This window comes from Vibrio sp. VGrn 2 (assembly GCF_009361695.1).
In the GTDB taxonomy this organism is placed as follows: Bacteria; Pseudomonadota; Gammaproteobacteria; order Enterobacterales; family Vibrionaceae; genus Vibrio; species Vibrio diabolicus.
This window is the reverse complement of record NZ_RBWD01000002.1, coordinates 410,937-428,674: the sequence shown is the minus strand read 5'-3', so window position 1 is coordinate 428,674 and position 17,738 is coordinate 410,937. Positions and strand designations below refer to the sequence as shown.

16 protein-coding genes are annotated in these 17,738 nt (G+C 45.6%); 9 read left to right on the top strand and 7 right to left on the bottom strand.

All coding sequences use genetic code 11. The features are described from left to right. The first annotated feature begins 21 nt into the window (after positions 1-21). From torC to D8S93_RS05790, 3 genes are all read left to right on the top strand, one after another. Entirely contained in the window at positions 22-1,206 is a 1,185-nt protein-coding gene (torC, locus tag D8S93_RS05800; protein WP_031780338.1) for a pentaheme c-type cytochrome TorC, read from the top strand. Between the two features lie 25 nt (positions 1,207-1,231). Further along, positions 1,232-3,694, top strand: coding sequence for a trimethylamine-N-oxide reductase TorA (torA, locus tag D8S93_RS05795; RefSeq protein ID WP_041156583.1), 2,463 nt, complete (start codon positions 1,232-1,234; stop codon positions 3,692-3,694). Between the two features lie 198 nt (positions 3,695-3,892). After that, positions 3,893-5,632, top strand: a complete 1,740-nt coding sequence (locus D8S93_RS05790) for a glycoside hydrolase family 36 protein (RefSeq protein ID WP_152812405.1) — start codon at positions 3,893-3,895, stop codon at positions 5,630-5,632. A 77-nt stretch (positions 5,633-5,709) separates the two neighbouring features. On the opposite strand, the gene D8S93_RS05785 is transcribed toward D8S93_RS05790, so the two are convergent. Continuing rightward, positions 5,710-6,924: a putative manganese transporter gene (locus D8S93_RS05785; protein WP_152812403.1), complete on the bottom strand. Its 1,215-nt coding sequence runs from the start codon at positions 6,922-6,924 to the stop codon at positions 5,710-5,712. Positions 6,925-7,110: 186 nt separating this feature from the next. On the opposite strand from D8S93_RS05785, the gene D8S93_RS05780 reads away from it, so the two are divergent. Together D8S93_RS05780 and D8S93_RS05775 are read left to right on the top strand one after the other, a co-directional pair. Next, positions 7,111-8,016: a manganese-dependent inorganic pyrophosphatase gene (locus D8S93_RS05780; protein ID WP_005393312.1), complete on the top strand. Its 906-nt coding sequence runs from the start codon at positions 7,111-7,113 to the stop codon at positions 8,014-8,016. 68 nt (positions 8,017-8,084) lie between these two features. Then, entirely contained in the window at positions 8,085-8,474 is a 390-nt protein-coding gene (locus D8S93_RS05775) for a DUF2750 domain-containing protein (protein ID WP_085343079.1), read from the top strand. Between the two features lie 82 nt (positions 8,475-8,556). Here the strand turns inward: D8S93_RS05775 and D8S93_RS05770 are convergent, their stop codons facing one another. The 6 genes from D8S93_RS05770 to pspF all read right to left on the bottom strand — a co-directional run bounded on the left by D8S93_RS05770 (position 8,557) and on the right by pspF (position 15,011). Beyond that, positions 8,557-9,348, bottom strand: a complete 792-nt coding sequence (locus D8S93_RS05770; RefSeq protein WP_005393308.1) for an ATP-binding cassette domain-containing protein — start codon at positions 9,346-9,348, stop codon at positions 8,557-8,559. Beyond that, positions 9,345-10,340, bottom strand: a complete 996-nt coding sequence (locus D8S93_RS05765; RefSeq protein ID WP_005378126.1) for an oligopeptide/dipeptide ABC transporter ATP-binding protein — start codon at positions 10,338-10,340, stop codon at positions 9,345-9,347. The genes D8S93_RS05770 and D8S93_RS05765 overlap by 4 nt, the downstream gene beginning before the upstream one ends. After that, entirely contained in the window at positions 10,340-11,227 is an 888-nt protein-coding gene (locus D8S93_RS05760; protein WP_005378123.1) for an ABC transporter permease subunit, read from the bottom strand. The genes D8S93_RS05765 and D8S93_RS05760 overlap by 1 nt, the downstream gene beginning before the upstream one ends. Continuing rightward, positions 11,214-12,176, bottom strand: a complete 963-nt coding sequence (locus D8S93_RS05755; protein ID WP_046874787.1) for an ABC transporter permease — start codon at positions 12,174-12,176, stop codon at positions 11,214-11,216. The genes D8S93_RS05760 and D8S93_RS05755 overlap by 14 nt, the downstream gene beginning before the upstream one ends. Further along, entirely contained in the window at positions 12,176-13,795 is a 1,620-nt protein-coding gene (gene sapA / locus D8S93_RS05750; protein WP_005393298.1) for an ABC transporter substrate-binding protein SapA, read from the bottom strand. The genes D8S93_RS05755 and sapA overlap by 1 nt, the downstream gene beginning before the upstream one ends. Positions 13,796-14,000: 205 nt before the next feature. Continuing rightward, positions 14,001-15,011, bottom strand: coding sequence for a phage shock protein operon transcriptional activator (gene pspF, locus D8S93_RS05745; RefSeq protein ID WP_005393296.1), 1,011 nt, complete (start codon positions 15,009-15,011; stop codon positions 14,001-14,003). Positions 15,012-15,242: 231 nt separating this feature from the next. On the opposite strand from pspF, the gene pspA reads away from it, so the two are divergent. From pspA to D8S93_RS05725, 4 genes are all read left to right on the top strand, one after another. Further along, positions 15,243-15,914: a phage shock protein PspA gene (gene pspA / locus D8S93_RS05740; RefSeq protein ID WP_005393294.1), complete on the top strand. Its 672-nt coding sequence runs from the start codon at positions 15,243-15,245 to the stop codon at positions 15,912-15,914. A 14-nt stretch (positions 15,915-15,928) separates the two neighbouring features. Then, a complete protein-coding gene (gene pspB, locus D8S93_RS05735) occupies positions 15,929-16,162 on the top strand; it encodes an envelope stress response membrane protein PspB (RefSeq protein WP_005393293.1) in 234 nt (77 codons plus the stop codon). After that, the gene (pspC, locus tag D8S93_RS05730) at positions 16,155-16,544 is read left to right on the top strand and encodes an envelope stress response membrane protein PspC (protein WP_012841944.1); all 390 of its coding nucleotides are present in this window, start codon (positions 16,155-16,157) and stop codon (positions 16,542-16,544) included. Before pspB ends, pspC begins: the two co-directional genes overlap by 8 nt. Positions 16,545-16,706: 162 nt before the next feature. After that, positions 16,707-17,738, top strand: a complete 1,032-nt coding sequence (locus D8S93_RS05725) for an efflux RND transporter periplasmic adaptor subunit (protein ID WP_005393290.1) — start codon at positions 16,707-16,709, stop codon at positions 17,736-17,738.

Below are 17,738 nucleotides of genomic sequence, written 5' to 3'. Positions count from 1 at the left end.
AAGATTTTAAGAGAGCAAATAATGAAATCATTAATCATTAAACTGTGGCGTACCATGACGCGCCCAGCTGTACATATCAGCCTAGGTGTGCTGACTATGGGCGGCTTCATTGCTGGTGTTATCTTTTGGGGTGGCTTTAACACCGCTCTAGAAGCAACCAACACAGAAGAATTCTGTATTAGTTGTCACACAATGCGTGACAACGTGTACGTTGAGCTGCAAGAAACGGTTCACTGGAAAAACCATTCAGGCGTTCGTGCTACTTGCCCTGACTGTCACGTTCCTCATAACTGGACAGACAAAATTGCTCGTAAAATGCAGGCATCTAAAGAGGTATTTGCACAGGTATTTGGCAACTACGATGAACCTGGTGTGTTCGAAGAGCGTCGTATCGAACTTGCGAAACACGAATGGGATCGTTTCTCGGCAAACAAATCTTTAGAGTGTAAGAACTGTCACAACTACGAATCGATGGATTTCGAGCAAATGTCTCCAACGGCTCGTATCCAAATGAAGCAAGCAGCAGAGAAAGATCAAAGCTGTGTTGACTGTCATAAAGGTATCGCGCATAACCTGCCAGCAGGTATGGACAGCATCGGCGGTATCGTGGGTGACCTAGAAGGTATGACTTCAAATACAGATTACTCTGTAGGTCAGCAACTAGTGAGTGTTCGTCACCTACCAATTTACTTTGATGCACAAGGCACTAAAGAAGCCGGTCTTCTTAATCCAGCATCGACCGTTAAAGTTCTTGAAGACAAAGGCGAGTTTGTTGAAATCGAAATCGATGGCTGGCGTAAAGCGAAAGGTTTTGGTCGCGTAATTCAAGAAGACTTCGGTAAGAACATTGCGACTGCGTCTCTGATGAAAGAAGCAGCGACAGATAGCAACATTGTGACGACTGGTGAGAAAAAAGTGGATGAGCTAACGGGTCTTCCATGGGAAAAAGTGGCGGCGAAAGTATGGCTTAAGAAAGAGTCTATGCTGAACGACATCAATCCTGTTTGGGAAAAATCTCGTGAAGCGTACAAGACCAACTGTTCTGTATGTCACACGCAACCTGCGGAAGCGCACTTCGACGCGAACACCTGGCCAGGTATGTTCGACGGTATGTTGGCGTTCGTTAACCTAGATACAGACAGTGAAGCCCTGATCTTGAAGTATCTACAGAAACACTCTTCAGATTATGCTGAAGGTCACCACTAATAAGCGTCGGATTGGAGTAATTTAAATGGCTATTACACGAAGAAGTTTTCTTAAAGGTGTAGCAACCACAAGTGCAGCGTCAGTTATTGGTCCTAGCTTATTGGCATCAGCCTCTGCCAATGCCGTTGAGACGACAGGTACTTGGAAAGTAACAGGTTCTCACTGGGGCGCGTTCCGCGCCCACATCTACGCGGGTAAAGTTCAAGAGATCAAGCCGCTAGAGCTAGACAAAAACCCAACAGAAATGTTGAACGGCATCAAGGGTATTATCTACAGCCCTTCACGTGTTCGTTACCCAATGGTTCGTCTAGATTGGTTGAAGAAACATAAATACAGCGCGGATACCCGCGGTAACAACCGTTTCATCCGCGTGACTTGGGATGAAGCGCTAGATTTGTTCTACCGCGAACTAGAACGTATTCAAAAAGACTACGGTCCATGGGCGCTACACGCAGGTCAAACGGGTTGGAACCAAACAGGTTCATTCAACAACTGTACCGCGCACATGCAACGTGCAGTAGGTATGCACGGCAACTTCATCACGAAAGTAGGTGACTACTCGACGGGTGCAGGTCAAACCATCATGCCTTACGTACTTGGTTCAACGGAAGTTTACGCACAAGGTACGTCTTGGTCTGAAATCCTAGAGAACTCTGACAACATCGTTCTTTGGGCTAACGATCCAGTGAAAAACCTTCAAGTAGGTTGGAACTGTGAAACGCATGAGTCGTTCAAGTACCTAGCACAACTAAAAGAAAAAGTAGCGAAAGGTGAGATCAACGTTCTATCTGTAGATCCAGTGAAGAACAAGACTCAGCGCTACTTAGAGAACGATCACTTGTACATCAACCCGCTGACAGACGTAGCGTTCATGCTTGCTGTGGCGCACGTGCTGTACAACGAAGACTTGTACGATAAGAAGTTCATTGATACTTACTGTCTAGGCTTTGAAGAGTTTATTCAATACGTTCAAGGTAAGACAAAAGATAAAGTAGAGAAAACACCAGAGTGGGCTGCGGCTATCTGTGGCGTGAAAGCGGACAAGATTCGCGAATTCGCGCGTATGCTAGTCAGTGGCCGTACACAGATCCTGATGGGTTGGTGTATCCAGCGTCAAGAGCACGGTGAGCAGCCATACTGGGCAGCGGCTGTGGTTGCTGCAATGGTTGGTCAAATCGGTTTACCTGGCGGTGGTATCTCTTACGGTCACCATTACTCAAGTATCGGTGTACCTTCAACTGGTTTCGCGGGCCCTGGTGGTTTCCCTCGCAACCTTGACCAAGGCATGAAGCCGAAGTGGGACAACAACGACTTTAACGGTTACAGCCGTACTATCCCAGTTGCACGTTGGATCGACTGTCTGCTTGAGCCAGGCAAAGAGATCAACTACAACGGCGGTAAAGTGAAACTGCCAGACTTCAAGATGATGGTGATCTCGGGTTGTAACCCATGGCACCACCATCAAGATCGTAACCGCATGAAGAAAGCGTTCCGCAAGCTTCAAACGGTTGTAACGATCGAGTTTGCTTGGACTGCAACATGTCGTTTCTCGGATATCGTTCTACCTGCGTGTACGCAATGGGAACGTAACGACATCGACGTATACGGTTCATACTCGAACAAAGGTCTGATTGCAATGCATCGTCTCGTCGATCCATTGTTCCAATCTAAGCCTGACTTCCAAATCATGAGTGAACTAACTCAGCGTTTTGGTCGCCGCGAAGAATACACTCGTGGTATGAGCGAGATGGAATGGATCGAAAGCCTTTACAACGATTGTAAAAAAGCGAACGAAGGTAAGTTTGAAATGCCAGAATTCAACGAGTTCTGGGAGAAGAGCGTACTAGACTTCGGTGAAGGTAAACCTTGGGTTCGTCATGCGGACTTCCGTAAAGACCCTGAGCTTAACCCACTAGGTACGCCGTCTGGTTTCATCGAGATCACGTCTCGTAAGATCGGCCGTTACGGCTACGAACACTGTCAAGAACACCCAATGTGGTTCGAAAAATCAGAGCGTTCACACGGTGGCCCTGGTTCAGATAAATACCCATTCTGGTTGCAGTCTTGTCACCCAGACAAGCGTCTGCACTCTCAAATGTGTGAATCTGAAGAGTTCCGTGCAACTTACGCGGTGCAAGGTCGTGAGCCTGTTTACATCAACCCAGCGGATGCGAAAGCGAAAGGCATCAAAGACGGTGACTTAGTGCGCGTATTCAACGGTCGTGGTCAGCTATTAGCTGGTGCTGTTCTTACTGACAGCTACCCACGTGGCGTTATTCGTATCGAAGAAGGTGCATGGTACGGTCCTCTAAACGAGAAAGAGGGCGCAATCTGTACTTACGGTGACCCTAACACGCTAACGCAAGACATTGGCTCTTCTGAACTTGCGCAGGCGACTTCTGCGAACACATGTATCGTAGACTTCGAGAAGTTCACCGGCAAAGTACCGCCAGTGACTTCATTCGGTGGCCCAATCGAAGTTGCTTAACTAATGCAATTCACATCAATCGAAATACCAGCCTTCGGGCTGGTATTTTTTAACCAAAATTTCAGTGAGCGTTATCTCAATAATAAATTTGTGACGCTAAACGACAGTAGGATTCGTGACGTCGATAACGAATTGGGTGGGACAAGCAGGGGATAATGAACCAAGCTAAACAATAATAATTAAGTGAGTAGACTCTTTATGGCTCAGAGCATTCAATTGGCAAATCACATTGAGATCACTGTGAATAACAACGACCTCCAAGTTGAAGTTGAGGGTAATCAATTACATTTTTCTTTTGCTGGGCTTCACAATAAAACGTTTACCGACCGTGAAGTGTTGTTCGAGATGCCGTTTTTATACGAGCACGAGGCCAACGTGATTGGTGATGGCTTCCAAATGCTAGCGCAAACAGCGGGAACGGTTAGCCATCCCGTTGATATTGGTCGCTGTCCAGACAACAACCTTTCTTATCGAATCTATCCCAAAGATGCCCCTAAGCGTTACTACAACTATTTAGTGGTGGAAGGCTCGGCTGGCTACACATTATTTGGCTTCACATCATGTCATCGCTTTGCTGGCTATTTTGATGTTGTACTGCGTGATGGACACTGGGTTTTATCTGCCGCGATTGATGGTGAGTTTACTCAAGTGGCGGATTGGGAAAGTAATCAACTTGAATCCGTGGCGGTACTCTGCGGCCAATCTCTGTCTGAGCTTTATCAAATCTATGGAGAGATGATTGCAGAGCATCATCCTGTTCGCCAAGGCGTAACACAAGATGCGCCTGTCGGTTGGTGTTCGTGGTATGCCTACTACGCAGACGTGACAGAGCAAAACATCATGCAGAACGTTGATTGCATGCAAGATAAGCTTGAAGACCTAGAGTGGGTACTTCTGGATGATGGCTATCAAGCCTTTATGGGCGATTGGTTAATCCCATCGGATAAGTTTTCTGGTGGTGTGAAAGAGCTCATTCATAGTATCCGTGCAAAAGGCAAAAAGCCGGCGATTTGGATGGCACCCTTTATTGCTCAACCTGAGTCGGAGATCTTCAAACAACACCCAGAGTGGTTTGTTCGTCACAAAGATGGAAGCTTACTTAAAGCAGAAGATGTCACATACGGTGGTTGGCGCTGCACGCCTTGGTACATACTCGATACCTCAAACCCAGAAGTGCAAGACCATCTGACGAATGTAGTCTCTGTCATGAGACAAGAGTGGGGCGTTGAATTGTTCAAGCTAGACGCGAACTATTGGGGCACCTTGAAAGGTGTGCGTAAACAATCTGGTATTACAGGCGTTGAGGCGTATCGCTTAGGAATGGAAGCGATTGCTAAAGGCGCTGGTGATGCGTGGCTTTTAGGTTGCAACGCGCCAATGTGGCCATCTCTAGGGCTTGTGGATGCAATGCGTGTTTCTGATGACGTAGAACGCCATAGTCGTCGTTTCGAGCAGATAGCCAAAGAAACCTTTTATCGTAGTTGGCAGCATCGAAAACTGTGGCAAATTGATCCGGATTGCGCGACATTCACGTCATTAGCTAATCAAGCCGCATCCAGAGAAGAGTATGAATTTCATCGCACGGTGTTATTGGCGTGTGGTGGTTTGCTGCTGTCTGGCGATCCGCTCCCTGAGATTACGCCATTTGCAAAGAAGACATTGGCTAAGCTCATGCTACGTCAACAACGTAACCAAGAGTCAGCAAAGTTCACGGCTTTGAGTTTAAATCATGCGTTTTTAAAACTAACGACGAAGAATGACCTTCACTGCTTGTTTAACTATGCCAGCTACGGGGCGATGGAATTTACGCTGACGTCTGATCAACCGATGGATTGGTATGATTACTGGACAGGAGAAAAGCTAAACCAAGAACCTTGTCAGTTATTAATGGTTAGCGTTGATAAAGGGTTAAATGCGAAAGCGATCGTCACGGCATAACGTGAACCAAATCGTTCGATTATAAAAACAAGAAAGGAGCCTACTGTGGCTCCTTTCTTGTTTTGACGTCCTGAGCGTCAGAACTCGAATAAAAAGTAATACCCGTATCCAACGATAAAAGCAGGAATGGACGAATAAATAGTCGCGACCAAAGCGGCTTTCGGTGCCATAGCAATGGCGGGGAATAGGGCGTCACCATCATTGGAAATCGCATTTGCCAGCTGCGCCGAAAGTGGCGCTGCACCAGAGATGTACAAGCTGGTGACTAAAATTTGCGGACCACAACCAGGTAGCATACCAATGGCTAAGCCAGCTAATGGCATCCATATCCCCCAATGAGAAAAGGTTTCTACGAGGTCGAGCCCAGAAAAATAGGTCGTCAGTTCAAACGCTAGAAACGCCACGATCACCCAAGCACTGACGAAGTTTGTGTCTTGAGCCGCTTTTTGAATCGGGTGTGAGTCCACGATTTTTTCATCTTCAGAGACCGTTGACTGATAATCGCCAAGTTCTTTTGTCATCGCCCATAATGACATTGTGATCACCGCGAAGATAGCGCCCAGCCATTCAATGGTATTGGCCTGCAAAGACAACAGCTGATTAATATCGATTTGGAAAGACATTAACACAGCAACGACGCTGGCAGGCACAATAAGCCATTTCCAAAACGCGCCTTGTAGATTGATTGCACGTTGTTCAAGTGGCGTGTGACGGTCTGTCTGGTGTTGGCAACAAGCATGTGTTTGAGGTGATTCTTTTGGTTCTGGGCGCAGAAAGTTATCAGCATGAAAAGCATTAACGACCAACCCTGAAAGAGTACCTGCGATAATGCCCAATCCAACCACGCCTAATCCAACACTTGGCTTGGCGGCAAGAAGTAAAAAGGCAGCGTCACCCATTGTTGAAGTAAGTACCGCGACAATCGCACCAAATCCTACTCGACCACTAATAAATTGCGTTGTCACAACAATAGCGCCACCACAGCCAGGCAAAGCGCCCAATAAAGAAGCAAAGAAAACCTGATGATTACGCGAGCGGTGGTATAGCTCGGTGATTCGATTGGTTTTCGACATAAAGTTTGAAAGATAATGATAAATTGCCAAGGTGGCGGCAACATAGCATGACACCGCCCAGAATGAGTCGGATAGCGTCTGTACGGCAACGTCACGTGTATTTTCATTGCCTAGCAAAATGAGCATGACGATAGGGATCAGCAATCGCTTATAAGCTAAACGAAACTGAGTAGGCTGAAACAACTGTTGTGCAGAGTGTAAAAATTGGGTCGCGTTCATCGTTTACTCAAATGCAAATAGGAATAATTATCATTATATGTAAATGAGATTTATTCGCAATAGCATTGTGAACTTTTCTTCGTGTCAAACTCTCTGAAATCAGGTAAAGTATCGGCCTTTGTGAGCAAACACGCCCTAATTAACTGTATTAGGCGGCGTATAAAATTGACTTGAATAGGAAGAAACATGATTCTAGTTGTAGGTCATAAGAACCCAGACAGTGACAGTATTTGTAGTGCACTCGTTGCAACTGAACTTCTAAAAGCGCGTGGCGTTGAAGCTATGCCAATTCGCCAAGGCGAAATCAACCGTGAAACTCAGCACATCCTAGAAGTTGCTGGCGCTGAAGTTCCTGAGCTTCGCACATCAGTTGCGGGTGAGACCGTTTGGCTAGTAGATTACTCAGATCTAGCACAAGCACCAGACGATATCGCAGAAGCTGAAATTGCGGGTATTGTTGACCACCACCGCCTAGGTGACGTGATGACAGTAAACCCAATGGAAGCATGGATCTGGCCTGTTGGTTGTACCAACACTGTTCTATTCAACATGTTCAAGATTGAAGGTCACGCGATTACTCCACAAATCGCTAAGCTAATGATGTCAGCAATTCTATCTGACACAGTAGGCTTCGCTTCTCCAACTTGTACACAAAAAGACAAAGATGCCGTTGCTGAGCTAGCGGTAATCGCAGACGTACAAGATGTTGACGCATTCACTAAAGATCTTCTAATTGCTAAGACAAACATCGAAGGTCTATCTGCGGCTGAGCTTGTTGAGAAAGACCTTAAAGGTTACCCATTCAACGGTCGTGACGTAGTAGTAGGTCAGGTTGAGCTTGCAACACTAGAGCAAGTTGACGGTATGATCGAAGCACTAGAAGCGGATCTAGAAGCGCGTTGCGAAAAAGATAATCTTGCATTTGCTGCTGTAATGCTAACAGACATCACGACTGCTCAAACTCGTCTTCTATACAAAGGTGAGTGGGCTGAGAAGCTTGTTAAGCACGAGAAAGACGGCATGCTAATGATGGAAAACACGCTAAGCCGTAAGAAGCAAGGTTGGCCTTGGCTTCAAACTGAGCTAGCTTAATTTTCTAGCATATACTTTAAATGCCCGCCTAGCTGCGGGCATTTTTCTATGGGAAATAGGAGACGAATATGTCTGAGCAACTGACCCAAGAGCAGATGGATACCATCAATCGTTACAACGAAGAGCAACGTTTAAAGTACTGCGTAAAAGAGGTTGTGGCGAATCGTAAAGTTTGGATTCTGAAAGATGAACATGGCTGTGTCATGTTAAATACAGAAGATGATGATTGTGTACCAGTATGGCCAAACGAAGAGTTTGCTTTGCAATGGGCGAATGGTGATTGGGAAGATTGCGAGCCAGAAGCGATCTCTCTAAACAAGTGGCACAGTCGTTGGACCTCTGGTCTAGAGGATGACGAGCTATCGATTGTTGTATTCCCAAATCAAAATGAAGAAGGGGTCGTATTGTTTCCTGACGAGTTTGATTTTGAACTGCGCAAACAAGCGAGCCGCCGTTAGTTTTTTGATTAGTACCCATACAATAAAGAAGCCTGCTTTAACGCAGGCTTCTTTACATTTGAACGATGACATCTTTAATAGGCTATTTTGTTTGGTGGCTTGGCGCCTTATAGAAGTGGCTTTCGACTAGGCGTTGAGTAATAGGATGTTCGGGATGAGTCAATACCTGGTTGGTTTCGCCAAACTCGACCACTTCACCTTCATGCATCACCATCACTTTGTCAGTAATGTGCTTAACAATGCCAATGTGTTGAGATACATACACAAATGACAATCCCATCTCTTCTTGCAACTCGAGGAATAAGTTAATGATCTGTGAGCGCATTGCCATATCCAAACCGTTTAACGCCTCGTCAGCGACAATGATGGAAGGTTGAAGAATAAGCGCACGAGCTAAACACACACGCTGTTTTTGACCTGCCGCTAGCATTTGTGGGTAAAAATAGGCGTGTTCAGGCAACAATCCGACGCGGAGTAGGGTGTTCTTCACACGCTGCATGCGTGCATCTGGCGGCATGTTGGTGTTTCGCTTTAATGGGCCTTCCAAAATACGGCCAATCTGGATACGCGGGTTGAGCGATGTGTTTGGATCTTGGAAAATCATGCGAATGAGCTTACAGCGTGTTGCGTAATCTTTGTGCTCCAAACGTTCGCCATTCACACGGATCTCTCCGGAGCTTGGCTCTACAACGCCTGCAAGCATACGGGCAAGAGTGGATTTTCCTGAACCGTTTTGGCCAATAAAACCGATAGTTTGCCCCGGCTCTAACGTAAAGCTCACCGGTTTGACAGCCTCATTAACCTGACGTTTAAATAGTCGGGAGCGCGTAACAAACTGCTTCGATAAATTATCGACTTCAAGTAACGCACTCATGACTTTTTCTCCGTGTTCAATGGAAAGTGGCAGTTAAATTTATGATTCTTAATTCGTCTGGTGTGTGGAATTTCAACACATTGTTTCTGCGCATACGGACAACGTGGACCGAGTCGACAACCGATTGGCAGATGCTGCAATGGCGGAATCGAGCCGGGTAGGGATTGGAGTTTTTGCTTGTGTGGTACCCAATCATTAAAGTCTGGCATCGCTTTAAGCAAGGCATCTGTATACGGGTGCTTGGGTGCTGCAATGATTTTACTGGTATCGGCAGACTCTACCGACTGACCACAATACATTACCGTAATGCGGCCCGCCCATTGTGTAATGGTTGCTAAGTCGTGACCGATAAGCAGAATGGTCGTGTTATTGAGCTGGTTCATACGGCTCAATAAACGCAATATTTGCGACTGGGTAATCGGGTCCAAGTCGTTCGTTGGTTCATCTGCGATTAGCAACTTTGGTTTGGTCGCTATCGCCATGGCAATCATGACTTTTTGGCACTCACCATCAGTCAGTTCATAAGGGTAGCTACCCATTAAACGCTTGTGATCTTTAATGCCTACTTTATGCAGAAGCGCGATGGCTTGTTTTTTACGCCATTTAAATCGCTCCCACCATTTCCCTTCAAACGCGCGAGATGGGATGGACTCGATCAATTGACGTCCCACTTCTTCTGAAGGATCAAGACAGGTTGATGGCTCTTGGAAGATCATCGCAATATCACGGGCAATGACACGTCGACGCTCTTTTGGCGTAAGCTGAAGCAAGTCAATATTGCCAAGGCGCATACGGTCTGCGGTAATGCGCCAGTTATCTTTACTTACCCCAACAATCGCTTTTGCAACCAAGCTTTTCCCTGAACCAGACTCACCTACAAGACCACGAATTTCGCCTTCATTCAAAGTTAGGCTCATTCGGTCCACGGCTTTGACCAACCCTTGAGGGGTTTCAATCTCAATAGTCAAATGTCGAATATCTAACAACGGCATTATTCGATCCCCGCATTAAGCGCTTGACGTACACCTTCACCTACTAAGTTTAGGGTAATAACGGTAAACATGATGGTTAGGCCGGGTAGGGTTACGGTCCAAGGTGCAATATAAATCAACTCGACAGAGTCACCTAATATCGCTCCCCACTCAGTACTTGGTGCTTGTGCGCCTAAGCCAAGAAAACCCAGCGCAGTAATATCTAAAATCGCAGCAGAGAGCGCGAGCGTGATTTCAGCAGCAATAACCGTCAATATGTTGGGAAGAATTGAACTCCACAACAAGTAGAAATCGTTCGCGCCATCAAGACGTGCTGCCATGATGTAGTCTTTTTCAACTTCGGTGTGGACTGCGATATAAACAGAACGAATAAAACGCGGAATCAAAGCCAAGCAGATCGCGAGTAAAATGTTGAACCCACCAAAACCTAGAAATGCCACAAAAATGATCGCTAATAACAACGAGGGAATCGACATGACGGTATCGAGCAAGTGATTGAGGGTACTCGACAGTAAGCCTTTCGTCATACCTGCTAATACGCCAATCAAACAACCTACGACCGCGGCAATCGCAGTGATGGCAACGGCTGCACCAAATGTAAGTTGAGAGCCCATGATCAAGCGTGACAGAATGTCTCGGCCTAAGTCATCGGTTCCCAAAAAGTAATCAACCGTTCCAGCTGGGGCCCATGATGGCGGCACAAGCAATTCGCCTGACTGTGCTTGGGCATCAAACGGCGCAAGCAGTGGCGCAAAAATGGTAATTAGGACGATAAATACCAAGCACCATAGGCCAAACATGGCCAGCCCGTTGGCGCGGTAACTTCGCCAAAATCGCTCAAACTGAGTTGGAATGCGTTCTTCCTGATAAACGTTATTTGTTAGCATACCATTCCTTTCGAACTAGAGGGTTAATCATCGCGCCAATCAAATCAGAGAGAATATTAGCGGTGAGAACCAAAGTCGCGAGTACCATCACGCCAGCTTGGATTGATGCATAATCTTGGTTTGCCAATGCATCTAACAACCAACGACCAATACCTGGCCAGTTAAAAATAGATTCAGTGATGATAGCCAAGGTAATCATACTGGAAAGCTGAACACCGACTTTGGGGATGATAGGCGGTATCGCATTACGCAAGACATGTTGAGTTACGATCTCGCGGTTAGAGAGACCTTTGATTCTCGCTGCACGAATGTAGTTTTGGCTCATCACTTCCGCCACCGAAGAACGCATTAGTCCGACAACCTGCGTGGTTGGAGCCAAAGCGAGCACCAAACATGGCAGCACCATATGCTCAATGACGCTTTGCAGTGCGTGAGCGCGGTATTCACCTTTCGCCATGAAAGCGTCGATAATGGCAAATCCGGTTACATGATCAATTTCGTAAAGTAGGTCATACCGTCCTGCCACGGGAAAGAGTTGGTATTCCAATGAAAAAACCATGATAAGTAACAAAGCAACCCAAAAAATTGGAGCGGAATAACCAGACATCGACATGAATGAAATGCTGGTGTCGAGCCATTTACCTTGCTTCATCCCAGCCACGGTTCCAAGTGGAATGCCGATCAAAAGGGACACCAAAAAGGCAAAAAAGCACAGTTCCAAAGTGGCAGGGAATACGACGGCGAGCTCGTCATAAATCGCGTTGCCGTTTTTACTTATGCCAAAATCAAGCTGAGAAAGGTTGATTAGGTAAGTTTGCCAACCAGACCAAAAATCAACGTTTGCCCAGTGCGAGAGAGGGTCAAGGCGCAGCAGAGAAAAGCCCACTAATGTGAGGATCATCAAAGTGATGAAAAATAGGTTAAAGCGTCGAACGGTATACCAAAACATCAGTGAATTCTCTCAACTCTATCAAACGGTTGGGCATTGAAAGGGCTTGATTTGAAGCCTGTTAGTGATTTGTCGTGAACACGGAATTGCACACCATGTGCCAGAGGAATTACCGGGAACTCTTGATTTAAAATGTTCTGCGCTTGGCGATATAGGTTCAGACGGTAACGCGGTTCTTGGGTTTCCAATGCCAAATCGAGCAAGAAATCGAAATCATCGTTACACCACATCGATACGTTGAGGCCAACGCGATCAGACTCACAAGATAATAACGGGCGGAAAAAGTTGTCAGGGTCCCCGGTATCACCAATCCAACCAGTTAAAAGTAAATCGATGTCGTTGATGTTCTCTAAATCCACACGTTCGAATCTATCATCGGTTAGCAACGTTAACTCAACCCCAATATCGGCAAAATTCGCTTGGATTAGCTCCGCGGTCTTGCGAGGACTTGGGTTAAAGGCGCGTGGTTCAAGTGGTACCCACATGGTCAGCTCTAGACCGTCTTCATAGCCAGCATCACGGAGTAGTGCTAATGCATAGTTACGGTCATAACGAATTTTTACGCTGTCCTTTTGATAAGCCCATGAATTAGGCGGTAGCAATGTATAAGCTTGCGAGCCAGTTCCGTAGTAAACCGAATCTAAAATATTCTGACGGTTAATCGCTAAGTTAAGTGCTTGGCGGACGCGAGCATCACTAAGTGCGGTCGTTTCAGTGTTGATCGCAATAAAGGATACGTTGTTGGCTGGCGTAGCAGTTAGCTCAAGATTGTCATTTTCTTGAATAACGGGTATTTGGCTCGAAATAGGCGAAGAGAGCACATCGCACTCGTTTCTTAAAAGTTTAGCTAATGTCCCCGTGCCTCTGTGAGAGATATCGAACACCACTTGTTCCATTTTTGCTGGTGACTTCCAGTAATTAGAATGACGCTCTAATCGAATCAAGTCGTTCACTTGGTACTCTTTTAGTTGATATGGGCCGGTACCGATAGGAAGTTGGTCGATTTCTTCTTTATGATCTTTTGCTGCCAGTTGCTGTCCGTACTCCGCAGACAATATGACAGCATGGCTGGTGGCAATATTTGCCAAGAAGGAAAAATTTGGCTGAGATAAGGTAAACCTTACCGTATGCTCGTCAATCGCAGTCACGTCTTGCAGCAGGTTTTGAAAATCTAACCCTGCAAACCATGGATAAAAACCACCACCTACTTGGTGAAAAGGATGGTCTACATCAATGATTCGCTTGAAGCTAAATACCACATCCTTTGCATTCAATGGGCGAGTGGGAGTGAACCAGGACGTGGTTTGGAATTGAACATTACGTTTAAGCTTAAACGTGTATTCCGTTCCTGACTCATTCACAGACCAACTCTCAGCGATATTTGCTACTGGCTGATGTGATTTAGGATCGAGCGTGAGCAGCGTATCGTACAACTGCGGGCTCAGTGCCTCTGCGGTAATACCGCTATCAATAAGCTGAGGGTTAAACGTAGTTGGCTTACCTTGTCCGCAAAACACAAAGCCAGCTTTGCGAATGTCATTGTGGTCAATTTCATCACCACAAGCGGTCAGTAGGCTAATCCCAATAAGGCTCAGCGATAATCTTATAAAAGCATTCATAATATGAAATGTTCATTGGATCTTGCTTGTTTCATTTGATCTTACTCTTTCAGAGCTAACAAGCGAAAATGATCTCGCTAATTTATCACCTTTGTGAACTCGCTCCAAACATAAAATCCATACACTGTAAGGTGTTATGCTTGAAAGACATACAAATTAGAGCGCTGTCACTCGCTCGCTAACCGATCAAGCACCTTCGACCTAGCTAGCTTTGCCCGACTAAACCATATTTTCTAACCATCCCTCGTAATTGGTGGTAGCTCAAACCAAGTAGCTCGGCTGCTTGTCGTTGATTAAACTTGGCTTCTTCCAATGCGCGATTGAGTAAGTGGATGTCTTGCTCTTCTTGCCACTGTTTATAGTCTAGAGGGAATTGAACTGCGCTGCTTGGTGCTTCCTCTTCTTGCTGCTGTTCGGCTTGCTCGGCGTTATGACCAAGCGTGTTATTCCAAACTGTTTCAAAAGGATTGAAAATCAGTTCATCAATTGGATCGGCACTGAGACCATGTTGGTAAATAGCACGTTCAATCACGTTTTTTAGTTCACGAACATTACCTGGCCATTCATATTCAAGAAGCGAATGCTGTGCTTTTGAGGTAAAACCGACAAAATATTCGAGCTGAAGTTCACGGCACATCTTCATCGCGTAGTGCTCTGCTAAAGACAGGATGTCTTCCTTTCGTTCACGAAGAGGAGGCAGCATGATGACGTCAAACGCTAAACGATCGAGTAAGTCGGCACGGAAATCGCCTTGTTCCGCCAATTTTGGTAAGTCCGCATTGGTTGCACAAACAAGTCGAACATCCGCATTGAGAGCGGTATGACCGCCAACTCGTTCATATTCACCATATTCGATGACACGCAACAGCTTTTCTTGAACTAAAAGTGGTGCGGTGGCCAGTTCGTCAAGAAACAAAGTGCCGCCTTCGGCGCGTTCGAAACGTCCTTTATGCTTGCCCTTAGAACCTGTAAAAGAACCGGATTCATGACCAAATAGCTCTGAATCTATTAGTCCTTCGCTTAAGGTCGCACAGTTGAGTGATAGTAGTGGCTTATCCCAACGTCTTGATAAATAATGCAAACGCTGAGCGATGAGTTCTTTACCCGTTCCTCGTTCACCGATAATGAGGACTGGACGCTCAATAGGCGCAAGTTGTGATACTTTATCTAGTACGGCGAGAAAAGCAGGTGATTCACCAATCAGGTTTTGCTTCATAAAGTCCTTCTTATTTAACAGCCGAGCCATGATTTACATATGGAGTTGGTGAATTTCACCAACAGTTGGTGAAAAACATCATAGCATAATAGTGCATAACGACAAAAAATGCATAAGTTTCTGATTTTAAATGTAATTTTAAGTTGGCATGCTACTTGTAATGTATTCAGGGAGACACAAGGTCAATCACCACCTTGTCGAGTTTTAATAGGAAAAAAGAGGAGTTCCGTTATGGGTATTTTTTCTCGATTTGCAGATATCGTTAACTCAAACATCAGTGCATTGCTGGACAAGGCGGAAGATCCTGAAAAAATGATCCGTCTTATCATTCAAGAAATGGAAGACACACTTGTTGAAGTGCGTACTAACTCGGCTAAAGCGATTGCAGACAAAAAAGAGTTGGCTCGTAAAGTTGAAACGTTAGAAGAGCAAATTGGCGAATGGAGCCAAAAAGCGAGCCTAGCGTTGGTAAAACAGCGTGAAGATTTGGCTCGTGCAGCATTAATTGAAAAGCAAAAGCTTGAGCAAGTGATTAAAGGCCTTCACACTGAGCAGACGTTAGTAGAAGAAACGATCGACAAGCTTACAGGCGAGATCGGTAAGTTAGAAAGCAAAATTGCAGAAACGCGTGCAAAACAGCAAGCACTAGCAATTCGTAACCAAACCGCCTCTAACCGTCGTGATGTGCAAAAACACCTGCACACTAGCCGTACTAATGAAGCGATGGCAAAGTTTGAGCAGTACTCGCGTAAAGTGGATGAAATGGAAGCAGAAGCAGATTTGTACGCACAAACTGGTAATGCAAAATCGCTAGAGCAAGAGTTTGCAGAGCTTCAAGCTCAAGACGAAATCGAAAAAGAGTTGGCAAAACTGAAAGAACAGATGTCATCGAAAGATAAATAATAAAGGAGCCATTTATGTCGGCATTTTTTATAGCAGGACCAGTGATTGTCTTTTTAATCTTTGTCGCTCCACTATGGCTCTTCTTACACTATCGCAGCAAACGCAAAACAGATAGTGCACTGTCGAGCCAAGATTTAGAGCGCCTTCAGGTACTATCTGAAAAAGCGGAAGCGATGCAGTCCCGAGTCGATACATTGGAGCGCATCTTGGATGCTGAGTCACCAACATGGAGACGCAAGTATGACTAATCGAGAGCTGTATCGTGACCCAGTAAATGGCAAAATCTCCGGTGTTTGCGCCGGAATTGCCAACTACTTTGGTGCAGAGGTTTGGTTGATTCGTATTGTAGTGATTTCTGCAGCGCTGTTGGGCGGTACGTTTTTGGTGTTGTTAGCATACGTCGCGATGGCGTTTATGTTAGAAAAGCAACCAGTGACGTATTCTGAAAATATCCGAGCGCAACAAGAGCACACACTTAAAAGTAAGCCTTGGCAGAAAGGACAAAGTCCGGACCAATTGCTCAGTGTGTTGGAACGCGATTTTGACCGTCTTGATGGCAAAATCCGTAACATGGAAGCGTATGTTACGTCTGATACATATAGGGTGAACCGGGAGTTCAGTAAGCTCTAAACACTCCGCATCCAAAGAAGATTTAAACGAAGCAGGTGCAAAGCCTGCTTTTTTGTCACAAATTACTAATTTTAAAGCACTATTAATCTTTTCAACTCTGGAAGTTCGCCCAGAATTCATCTACTTTAAAAATAATCCCTTAATTTTTTATGGATGAATGTAATGAGAAGATTGCTCATTCCTGTCGCCATCTCGGCTGTGTTGTCGGGGTGTGGTAAAGAACTTCCCCCTGTTCCAGAACCTGAATCCCGCCCCGCGAAGCTATTTACAGTATCTGTTGGCAATGCCCAATTTGAACGACACTTTCCAGCCACGACGGAAGCTGGTGATAAAGCGGTACTGACGTTTCGAGTTCCTGGACTTCTTCAAACGATTGAGGTGAATGAAGGTCAAGTCGTCAGCAAAGGCGATGTATTGGCTTCATTAAACCCTGATGAATATTCTCTGCTTGAACAGCAAGCTCGGGCAAATTTCGCGCTCGCAGACGTGCAGTACAAGCGATACCAAAAGTTACGTAAAGACCAAGTGGTGTCCGAACAAGATTTTGATGAGGCAAAAGCGAATCACAATTCAGCCAAAGCTCAGTGGAATCAAGCAAAGGCAAATTTAAGGTATACCAAACTTGTCGCGCCATATGATGGTACGATTTCGTATATTCCAGCAGAAAACCATGAGTATGTTGCCGCAAAAGAAGGCGTGATGAATATCCAATCCAACCAACTGCTTAAGGTGATATTCCAAGTCCCTGACTATCTGCTAAACCGTTACACGCAGGGGAGCGATGTCTCTGCCAGAATGGTCTTTGACGCTTTCCCCGAGCAGTCATTTGACTTGACCTTTCAAGAAATCGATACAGAAGCCGATCCTAAAACCGGTAGTTACAAAGTCACTATGGTTATGGAGCGACCATCAGAAATAGGCCTTTTACCGGGCATGTCAGGTAATGCTTACCTCCTATCAAAAAATGCTGGTGCAACAAAAATTCCTAATTCCGCGCTGCTAGAAGAGAACGGCAAAACGTACGTTTGGCGTGTTGATGAGCAAGGCATTGTGTCCAAAGCCGCTATTGAGATGAATGACAAAAACCAAGTGTTAGCTGGGCTTAACGATGGCGATCAAATCATTATCTCTGGTGTTAGTGTAATTGAACCCGGAATTAAGGTAAGAGCGTGGATTAAGGAAAGAGGGTTGTAA

Coding starts and splice junctions, on each gene's coding strand:
- D8S93_RS05760 (WP_005378123.1), bottom strand. CDS start 11,227: ATGCTAACAAATAACGTTTATCAGGAAGAACGCATTCCAACTCAGTTT.
- D8S93_RS05785 (WP_152812403.1), bottom strand. CDS start 6,924: ATGAACGCGACCCAATTTTTACACTCTGCACAACAGTTGTTTCAGCCT.
- D8S93_RS05790 (WP_152812405.1), top strand. CDS start 3,893: ATGGCTCAGAGCATTCAATTGGCAAATCACATTGAGATCACTGTGAAT.
- D8S93_RS05725 (WP_005393290.1), top strand. CDS start 16,707: ATGAGAAGATTGCTCATTCCTGTCGCCATCTCGGCTGTGTTGTCGGGG.
- torC (WP_031780338.1), top strand. CDS start 22: ATGAAATCATTAATCATTAAACTGTGGCGTACCATGACGCGCCCAGCT.
- D8S93_RS05775 (WP_085343079.1), top strand. CDS start 8,085: ATGTCTGAGCAACTGACCCAAGAGCAGATGGATACCATCAATCGTTAC.
- D8S93_RS05765 (WP_005378126.1), bottom strand. CDS start 10,340: ATGCCGTTGTTAGATATTCGACATTTGACTATTGAGATTGAAACCCCT.
- pspF (WP_005393296.1), bottom strand. CDS start 15,011: ATGAAGCAAAACCTGATTGGTGAATCACCTGCTTTTCTCGCCGTACTA.
- D8S93_RS05780 (WP_005393312.1), top strand. CDS start 7,111: ATGATTCTAGTTGTAGGTCATAAGAACCCAGACAGTGACAGTATTTGT.
- D8S93_RS05770 (WP_005393308.1), bottom strand. CDS start 9,348: ATGAGTGCGTTACTTGAAGTCGATAATTTATCGAAGCAGTTTGTTACG.
- pspC (WP_012841944.1), top strand. CDS start 16,155: ATGACTAATCGAGAGCTGTATCGTGACCCAGTAAATGGCAAAATCTCC.
- sapA (WP_005393298.1), bottom strand. CDS start 13,795: ATGAATGCTTTTATAAGATTATCGCTGAGCCTTATTGGGATTAGCCTA.
- D8S93_RS05755 (WP_046874787.1), bottom strand. CDS start 12,176: ATGTTTTGGTATACCGTTCGACGCTTTAACCTATTTTTCATCACTTTG.
- pspA (WP_005393294.1), top strand. CDS start 15,243: ATGGGTATTTTTTCTCGATTTGCAGATATCGTTAACTCAAACATCAGT.
- pspB (WP_005393293.1), top strand. CDS start 15,929: ATGTCGGCATTTTTTATAGCAGGACCAGTGATTGTCTTTTTAATCTTT.
- torA (WP_041156583.1), top strand. CDS start 1,232: ATGGCTATTACACGAAGAAGTTTTCTTAAAGGTGTAGCAACCACAAGT.